7 protein-coding genes are annotated in these 8,336 nt (G+C 59.0%); 6 read left to right on the top strand and 1 reads right to left on the bottom strand.

Annotated features, from left to right (window positions below):
- Window positions 1–205: 205 nt before the first annotated feature.
- Window positions 206–1,594 (bottom strand): extracellular solute-binding protein, encoded by a 1,389-nt coding sequence (locus tag FE784_RS09680; protein ID WP_139601991.1) that lies wholly within the window; start codon window positions 1,592–1,594, stop codon window positions 206–208.
- Between the two features lie 327 nt (window positions 1,595–1,921).
- Here FE784_RS09680 and FE784_RS09675 point away from each other — a divergent pair, with 327 nt between their 5' ends.
- From FE784_RS09675 to FE784_RS09650, 6 genes are read left to right on the top strand one after another with little or no spacing between them, the layout of a single operon-like run.
- Entirely contained in the window at window positions 1,922–2,791 is an 870-nt protein-coding gene (locus FE784_RS09675) for a sugar phosphate isomerase/epimerase family protein (protein WP_139601990.1), read from the top strand.
- Window positions 2,792–2,814: 23 nt separating this feature from the next.
- A complete protein-coding gene (locus tag FE784_RS09670) occupies window positions 2,815–3,846 on the top strand; it encodes a Gfo/Idh/MocA family protein (protein WP_139601989.1) in 1,032 nt (343 codons plus the stop codon).
- A complete protein-coding gene (locus FE784_RS09665) occupies window positions 3,843–5,138 on the top strand; it encodes a neutral/alkaline non-lysosomal ceramidase N-terminal domain-containing protein (protein ID WP_139601988.1) in 1,296 nt (431 codons plus the stop codon). The genes FE784_RS09670 and FE784_RS09665 overlap by 4 nt, the downstream gene beginning before the upstream one ends.
- A gap of 1 nt (window position 5,139) precedes the next feature.
- Window positions 5,140–5,913, top strand: a complete 774-nt coding sequence (locus FE784_RS09660) for a glucosamine-6-phosphate deaminase (protein ID WP_139601987.1) — start codon at window positions 5,140–5,142, stop codon at window positions 5,911–5,913.
- 4 nt (window positions 5,914–5,917) lie between these two features.
- Entirely contained in the window at window positions 5,918–7,111 is a 1,194-nt protein-coding gene (locus FE784_RS09655; protein ID WP_139601986.1) for an N-acetylglucosamine-6-phosphate deacetylase, read from the top strand.
- Entirely contained in the window at window positions 7,108–7,959 is an 852-nt protein-coding gene (locus FE784_RS09650) for a sugar phosphate isomerase/epimerase family protein (protein ID WP_139601985.1), read from the top strand. The genes FE784_RS09655 and FE784_RS09650 overlap by 4 nt, the downstream gene beginning before the upstream one ends.
- The last annotated feature ends 377 nt before the right edge of the window (window positions 7,960–8,336 follow it).

Genomic DNA, 8,336 nt, shown 5'->3' with positions numbered 1-8,336 from the left:
CGTGTTGTAACCGCTAAAATCTTAAAAACAACACGATGTTAACGGATGTGGAGCGCATTCCCCCACCTCTTGTCTTCGGAGCTTCCTCTCTTTGCAGACTTTTTCAACAGCCTCAAAAGCTCCCTTGCGGGAGCTTCGAACGAATCGGTTTATCTATCGGGCGCTCGGCAATGGTTCGTTGCGAGGCACCGCCATGCGGGGCAAGCTAGGATTTGTTCGACAAGATGCGGATCATCCGGTCGGCAAACGATTCGGCCGATTCGAGCCCTCCCCAGTACAGCTCCATCTCCGCTTCCAGCTCCTCGAGCACGTTCAAATCGCCCAGCAGCTCGTGCAAAAAGTAGCCGTTCTCGATTTGGCGGTTCGCGATGTTCAGCGAAGCAAGGCGGGTGGCGTCCCACACGGCTTCGTTCACTTCCGGGATGCAGGACAGGAACCCGGTCTCGCGGGCGAGACGCGTCTGCAGCTTATGGTCGAGCGTCGTGCGCAGGAAAGCGAGCGCCAGCTCCCGGTCTTGGCATTCCTTGTGAACCATGAACGTATTGGCGACGAGCAGCGTCGATTTGACCGGCCCGAACGGCAGTGGCGCCACCTTCGCTTCGAACGGCATGTTCTCGTTGCGCCATCCGGCGATTTCGATCGAGGTCGTCAGCACCATGGCGGCTTTCTCCCGGAGGAAGGCGCCGGCATTGCTGGTGGAGCGCGAGCTGTGGTACAGTGTCGCGATCCGCTGCTTGTACACGACATCGTGGAAAAAGTTCAGCGTATCGACGACGGCCGAGCGATCGGTCGACTCGTCGAACTTGACGCCGTTTTGCAGCGCGATCACGGGCCAGCGGTTCAGGAACGAGGATAGCGACATACCGTACAGATCGGTGATGCCGTCCCGGTCCTGATCGACGGTCAGCTTCCGGGCCGCCTCGATCAGCTCCTCCTTGGTCCAGCCCGCGCGGGGCTCCTCCACGCCGTACCGGGCGAACAGCTCCGGATTGTAGGCCAAATATACCGGAGAGAACGTGACCGGAATAGCCGGTTGAACGTTGCCCTCGCGGAACGGCTCCACGACCCGGGGATACAATTCGCCGAGCAGGTCGTCCAGATGCTCGCGCAGATCGAGAAAGGAGTCCGCGCGATCCGGATGCGCGAAGTGCCTGTCCGTCATCAGCACGAGATCCGGGGGCTGGCCCAGCTCGATGCTCGTCATCATGGAATCCCAGTAGTTCCAGCTCGGAAACGTGAGAAGCTTGACGTCGACATGGGGAAACTTGGTTTGGAACGCGTCGATGATCGTTCCGAGGCAGTTGTCGACAAAATACGAGGGCGCATTGGTTAAAATGCGCAGCGTACGCCGCTCGCTGGGCGAGATGACCAGATCGGGCGAGACGATCGTCCCTTGACCGACCTTTTTCACAATAAGGCCTTCCTTTTGCAACTGCTCGAGCGATTTGCGCACCGACGTGCGGCTAAGGCCGTAATATTTGCACAGTTCGTTCTCCGAGAGCAAATATTCCCCCGGCTTGATGAAGCCGGACATAATTTGTTCGCGGAGAATATGCGCCAGGCGGGAGTAGCGGAATTCGTTATCGCGTCTCATTCGTACCTTCCGTTTCTATAGCGGGATGGGTTGTGCCTGCTTGACCGTAAAAAGCTTTTAATACCAATTATAGCGGATATTTCGAATATAGAGAAGCGGGGCGGATTAGACTCGCTTATGATGCGCCTTCCATTGACGAGGAAATTGAGATACAACTATAATACAGCTGTAGGCGGGCGGGAAACGAAAAAAAAGTAAACTCCGATCGAAAGAAAGATCAACAAATCCCGTCCCAACCTTGGTATAGTTATAGTTGGAAAGATGCGGGCACAACCCGGACCTGGCCGGGCAAGAGCGCTCGCACGAGTCGAAAGGGGAGAAACCGTTATGGTAATGGATCGTCTTGGCATACTTACGGATGAGGTATATCCGGATCAATTCGAGAAATCGCTGGACTGGATCGTGGAGCAAGGGTTGAAACATATCGAGGTGCGCGTCGTGGACGGCGTCAATATTTCGAATATGACGGACGAGCAGGTGGCGGCGGTTCGCCATCAAATCGAGAAGAGAGGGCTCTCCGTAACGGCTATCGCCTCGCCGCTGTACAAATGCGCGCTCGATCCGAACCGCAAGGTAGCGTCGGGAGACGTGTTCGGACAGGCGGAGGAAAGCGTGGAGGCTCACCATGAGAAGCTGAAACGGGTCATCGCGATTACTAAAATGCTCGGTGCGCGGAATATCCGCATATTCTCATTCTGGCGCGAGACGGAGCCGGAACGATATTTCGACGAAATCGTCGCTCATTTAAAGACAGCGGCCGCTCTGGCGGAGAAGGAAGGCGTCATGCTGCTTCAGGAAAACGAACCGGCTTGCAACGGAGGCTTCGCCGAAGAGGTGGGCAGCATCGTTCGCGCCGTAGGCTCTCCGGCGATGAAAGTGCTGTGGGATCCGGGTAATGAAGCGTATGGAGGACGTCCGGCTTTCCCCGAAGGATACGGCTTTATTAAAGACGTTCTTGCACACGTTCACATTAAAGACGCCTATGTGCTCCCGGACGGTTCCTCCCGATGCGTGCCCGTCGGCTCCGGCAACGTGCCGTTCATCGCGCAGCTGCAGGCATTGAAGGAAGACGGCTACGAAGGCCTGTTTACGATCGAAACGCATTACAAGCCGGAGGGCGGCACGAAAGCGGCCGGCTCGAAGATGACGCTGGACGCTTTCCGCGTGCTGACAGGGGAAGCATTCCCGGCGAAGTAACTCATTCCTAGGAGGGAATACGGATGAAAACGTGGGGATTCGGCATTATCGGCACCGGCTCGATTGCGGACTTTCATGCCGCTGCGATCAAGGAAATCGAGCGCGGCAAGCTCGTCGCCGTCGCCAACCGGACGGAAGAGCGGGCGAAGGCGTTCGCGGAAAAGGAAAGCTGCGGTTATGCGACGGACTACAGGGAGCTGCTCGCCAATCCGGAAATCGACATCGTCTGCGTCACGACCTCGAGCGGCAGCCATGCCACGATCGGTCTCGACGTCCTGAATGCGGGCAAGCATCTCATCATCGAGAAGCCGATCGCGATGAATACGAAGGACTCGCTCGCGCTTATCCGCGCGGCGAAGGCGGGCGGCGTGACGCTGTCGGTCATCTCCCAGCGGCGGTTCGAAGCCCAGCATGTCGCCGTCCGCAACGTGCTGGACAGTGGCGCGCTCGGCAAACTGCTGCTCGTGGAAGTATCGCTTCCGTTCTACCGCGCGCAGTCTTACTATGATAGCGCCGATTGGCGGGGAACGATCGATCAGGACGGCGGAGCGCTGATGAATCAGGGCATTCACTCGATCGACCTGCTTCTCTGGTTCGGGGGACTCGTCGATACCGTCTATGGCAAAACGGCGACGAATACGCACAAGATGGAAGCGGAGGATCTGGGTCTGGCCCTGCTGACGTTCAAGAACGGCGCCTTCGGCACGATTATGGCGTCGACGAGCATACAGCCCGGCTTCGCCGCGGCTTTGAATCTGTACGGGGAGCACGGCACGATCAAGCTCGAAGGCTCCTCGGTCACGCATTGGACCGTACCCGGCGTCGAAGCGCCGGATCTCGGCGGCAATACGAACTACGGAGGCGTATCCGATCCGCGGAGCATCTCCCACGTCAACCATCGCATCCAGATGGAGAACGTCATCGCATCGATCGAATCCGGCGAAGAGCTGTATTTGAAAGGGCTCGACGGACTTCGCGCAGTCCAGCTCGTCGAGGCGATCTATGACTCGTCGGCACAAGGGCTGCCGATCAAGCTGGAAGAGGTGTCCGAATGAGCGGAGCGAAACTGCTGCTCGGAACGGCCAAAATCGATATTACGCCCGAACGTCCGATCCCGCTCGCGGGCTTCGGACACCGGAAGGGTCCTTTTCTAGGAGTGAATCGCCGTCTGTACGCGAGAATCAACGTGTTCGAGCATGACGAAGGCGGGAAGAAGAGCCGGGTACTGATCGCGCAGGGAGACATCATCTGGTGGGGCAGCGAGCGGATGGCCCGCATACGCGAGACGATTGCGCAGCGGTTCGGGATCGGACCGTCGGATCTCATTCTGAGCGCCCAGCATACGCATGGCGGTCCGCAGACGAGCACGGAGTTTTGCGATATTCTCGGCTTGCCGGATGCGGACTATTTGGAAAGCCTCGATCAAGCGCTGTTTCTCGGCATCGAGGCGGCTATAGCCAATCTTGAGCCGGTGACGATCGAACGCGGCAAGGGCAATTGCCGCATCGGCATCAACCGCCGCAAAATCGTTAACGGAAAGATGGCCATGGCGCCGAATCCGGACGGCCTGCTGGATACGGATGTGAACGTCATCCGTTTCCGCAAGGAGGACGGCGTCACGAAGGCGGTTTTCATTCATTATACGTGCCACCCGACGACGACCAATACGAACTTCGTCACCTCGGAATATCCGGGGGTTGCCGCGGAGCGTCTGGAAGCCACGTTCGGACGCGGCACGATCGTATCGTTTCTGCAGGGCTGCACGGGCAACGTCCGCCCGGCGCTTCACCGCGACGACAAGTTTTATGCGGGAAGCGAGGAGGAGGTCGCGAAATTCGGCCGGCAGCTCGCGAATGAAGTGGAACGCGTATTGGACGGAGCGATGGACGAGCTCGCGTCCGTGCCGGTGTCGGGCAGACGGATCGTCGTGCAGCTGCCGTTTCAGACGCTGCCGACGGAAGCGGAGATCGACGCAAGCATCGCGAAGGGCGGTGCGTTGGCTGAATGGGGCGAGAAGCTGCGAGGCCGACCGGAGAAGCTGCAGAGCCATATCCCGTTCGAGCTGACCCGGATCAAGCTCGCGGACGGCTTATCGTTCCTCGCCATGGACGGTGAAGTCGTGCTGGAATACGGCGACTATGCGAAGCGGTTGTCTGGGGACGGCACGCTCCCGATGGGATACAGCAACGGAATGATCGGTTACGTGCCGACTGCGGCCCAGATCTCCGAAGGCGGCTACGAGGGCAAGGACTCGGGCATTTACTTCGCGCTGCCTGCGGCGTTCGCCCCCGAGACCGAGACGATCATCCGCAAAGCGATCGAACAATTGATTCGAGAGGAAGAGTGACATGAGCCTGCAGCCACAACCCGTTAAGGCACAATCGGTGGATCATTTGAAAGTGAACGTATACGCAAACCGGCAAGATCTTGGGACATCGGCGGGCCGGGCGGCGGCCGCTACGATCAAGGAGCTGCTCGGCACGAAAGACCGGCTCCGGATGATTTTCGCCGCGGCGCCTTCGCAGAACGAATTTCTCGATACGCTTGCCTCCGATCCCGACATCGATTGGTCGCGCATCACGGCGTTCCATATGGACGAATATATCGGACTGCCGAACGATGCGCCCCAGAAGTTCAGCCGGTTTCTGTGCGAGCGTCTGTTCGACAAAGTGAAGCCCGGCCAAGTTCATCTGATCGACAGCTCGAGCTCGATCGAAGAGGAGTGCAAGCGGTACGGGGAATTGCTGCGCGAGGCGCCGATCGATATCGTTTGTCTCGGAATCGGCGAGAACGGACATATCGCGTTCAACGATCCGCCGGTCGCCGATTTTGACGATCCGTTTACGATCAAAGCCGTCGAGCTCGACGACGCGTGCCGCCAGCAGCAAGTGAACGACGGCTGCTTCCCGACGTTCGACGACGTGCCGACCCATGCGCTTACTTTGACGATCCCTACGATGATGGCGGGCGCCCATCTGTACTGCATGGTGCCCGGTCCGACTAAGCGAAATGCGGTGCAACGTACATTGAACGGAAGCATCTCGACGGAATGCCCGTCCACCGTGCTGCGCCGCCATGCGGACTGTACGCTGTACGTGGACCGCGATTCCTATGGAGCGTGAGGCGATGAGTGCGAACGGAAACGAAGCAAGTGCGCGGGTTCTCGAAGGCATTCATTACGCCACCGGTTTCGCCGTGCGGGTCGTCATCCATAACGGTCTTATTCAGGGCATCGAGCCATTGGAGGCCGGTCATGCGGAGCGATTGCCGATCATCGGCCCCGGTCTCGTGGATTTGCAAATAAACGGATATGCGGGCGACGACTTCAATACGCTGCCTTTCTCGACCGATCTGGTCGTCAAGGCAAGCCGCGCCTTGTGGCGCGAGGGCGTTACGTCGTACTATCCGACGATTATTACGAACTCCCCGGAAGAGATTGAAGAAGCGGCCGGCATCATTGCGCGGGCGTGCGACGGCGATGCCCGAACGAACCGGATGATAGCGGGCATACATGTCGAAGGCCCGTTCATCTCCCCGGAGGACGGAGCGAGGGGCGCGCATAGCGCCGACTACGTGCGTGCGCCGGATTGGGAGCTGTTCGAGCGGTGGCAGCGCGCCGCAGGAGGCCGCATCCGCATCCTGACGCTGTCGCCGGAATGGCCGGAGAGCGCCGATTTTATCGCGAAGTGCAGCGCCACCGGAGTGACCGTCTCGATCGGCCATACGTCGGCTACGCCGGAGCAAATCCGCGAAGCCGTGCGCGCCGGCGCCCGCATGTCGACGCATCTCGGCAACGGAGCCCATCTGATGATGCCCCGTCATCCGAACTACATTTGGGAGCAGCTGGCGCAGGACGACTTGTGGTCGTGCGTCATCGCGGACGGATTTCATTTGCCGGAAGCGGTGCTGAAGGTCATTTTCAAAACGAAAGGCTCGCAAGCGTTGATGGTCAGCGATGCGGTATATTTGTCCGGCATGCCGGCAGGGGAATATACGACGCACGTCGGCGGGAAGGTCGTTCTGACGGAAGAAGGGCGGCTGTCGCTTGCAAGCAATCCGAAAATATTGGCCGGGTCGGCGCAAATGCTGCTGTGGGGGATCGAGCATGTGCTCCGTACAGGGCTTGCCGATCTGCGCGACGCCTGGGAAATGTCCTCCGTCCGTCCGGCGCAGTTCATGAAGCTGGCCGCAGGAGCGGGGCTTACACCCGGAGCGCCGGCCGACGTCGTGCTGTTCGAACGGAACGCGGACCGCATCCGGCTGCTGCAAACGTACAAAGACGGCGAGCTCGTATACGAAGCGGAGGAGAAATCGACATGAAATTTGCGGCATTCGGCGGAGTTTTGATCGATCACAGCATCCAGGAAGCGATGCGCCTTACGAAACAAATCGGCTTTGACGGCATCGAAATCGCGGCGAGGGAGCCGCATTTGTCCGCCACGACCAGCGCGACCCGCATCAAGGAAATCCGCTCGGTCGCCGACGGGCTCGGCCTGGCCATTCCGGTTATCGCCGGATATATGGGAGGGTTCTCCACCGGCAGCGATAAAGAGTGCGAGCAGGCGTACGGCGATTTCCAGCGCATTCTCGAAGCTTCCGCCGTGCTGGGTGCGGATATGATCCGCGTAGGCGCCGGCGGGCCTAACGCGTTCCTTGCGCAAGACTACCACTACGCGAAGGCGGCGCACTGGCTGAAAAAATGCGCGGTCGAAGCGGGCAAGCAAGGCACAAGCATCGTGCTGGAAATTCATAACGTATCGCTCGCGGAAACGGTGGAGTCCAGCCTGCGCATCGTCGATCTCGTCGGGGAAGACAACATCGGCCTGATCCACGATGCGGGCAATATGTACATTACCGATACCGACTATGGCCGGGATTCGGTTATCGGTCTCGGCAAAAAGATGTTCCACGTCCACGTGAAGGACGAGAAGCGCGTAGCCGAAGTCGGAGCTCCGGGAACGTTCGTCAACCGGACGAAGCACGGGGAAGAGAAGTTTCTGCAATGCCGGCTCGGCGAAGGCGAAGCCGATCATCAGCCGCTGTTCGACGCGCTGAAGGAAACCGGCTACTCCGGCTGGGTGACGCTGGAATGCCATGCGCCGTTCCCGGCTTACGAACGGCTGGAGCACGACTATCGTAAAGTGAAGCAAATGCTCGGCCTGGCGTAAATAAAGCCGGAGTCCGATCAGGCGGGAAGCGCCGCCGGCACAGACCCTCCCCGTTAGCGGGGCCGAGGTATGCCGGCAGTCGGTTCCCGCTTTTTTTGCACGAAAGCGTAATACCCCAAGCGTAATACCCCTACGGAAGTGCATACCTCGCATGCTCGGTGAAGGCTTGCCGCCTTTACTGGCGCTCGCGAGACCGCGCATCCGACAAATAGCGGAACTGGCGTATGCTATGGACCCGAATCCGAGTATCGACAGCCAAATAACGGATAGCCACTCCTCTATTCCGCCGCTCACTCCTTATTTTCACCTTTAGAGATCGAAATAGCGGAAGCCTGTGCCGTTATGTTCAGAAGTATAACGAAATTCGGGACGATAAC

This window comes from Paenibacillus hemerocallicola (genome assembly GCF_006265175.1).
Lineage (GTDB): Bacteria > Bacillota > Bacilli > Paenibacillales > NBRC-103111 > Paenibacillus_AB > Paenibacillus_AB hemerocallicola.
The sequence above is the reverse complement of the archived record's forward strand: the minus strand, read 5'-3'. Positions and strand labels throughout refer to the sequence as shown.

What these genes read in the sequence shown, in the direction of transcription:
- FE784_RS09680 (WP_139601991.1), bottom strand. Translation starts at nt 1,594, where the DNA reads ATGAGACGCGATAACGAATTCCGCTACTCCCGCCTGGCGCATATTCTC.
- FE784_RS09675 (WP_139601990.1), top strand. Translation starts at nt 1,922, where the DNA reads ATGGTAATGGATCGTCTTGGCATACTTACGGATGAGGTATATCCGGAT.
- FE784_RS09670 (WP_139601989.1), top strand. Translation starts at nt 2,815, where the DNA reads ATGAAAACGTGGGGATTCGGCATTATCGGCACCGGCTCGATTGCGGAC.
- FE784_RS09665 (WP_139601988.1), top strand. Translation starts at nt 3,843, where the DNA reads ATGAGCGGAGCGAAACTGCTGCTCGGAACGGCCAAAATCGATATTACG.
- FE784_RS09660 (WP_139601987.1), top strand. Translation starts at nt 5,140, where the DNA reads ATGAGCCTGCAGCCACAACCCGTTAAGGCACAATCGGTGGATCATTTG.
- FE784_RS09655 (WP_139601986.1), top strand. Translation starts at nt 5,918, where the DNA reads ATGAGTGCGAACGGAAACGAAGCAAGTGCGCGGGTTCTCGAAGGCATT.
- FE784_RS09650 (WP_139601985.1), top strand. Translation starts at nt 7,108, where the DNA reads ATGAAATTTGCGGCATTCGGCGGAGTTTTGATCGATCACAGCATCCAG.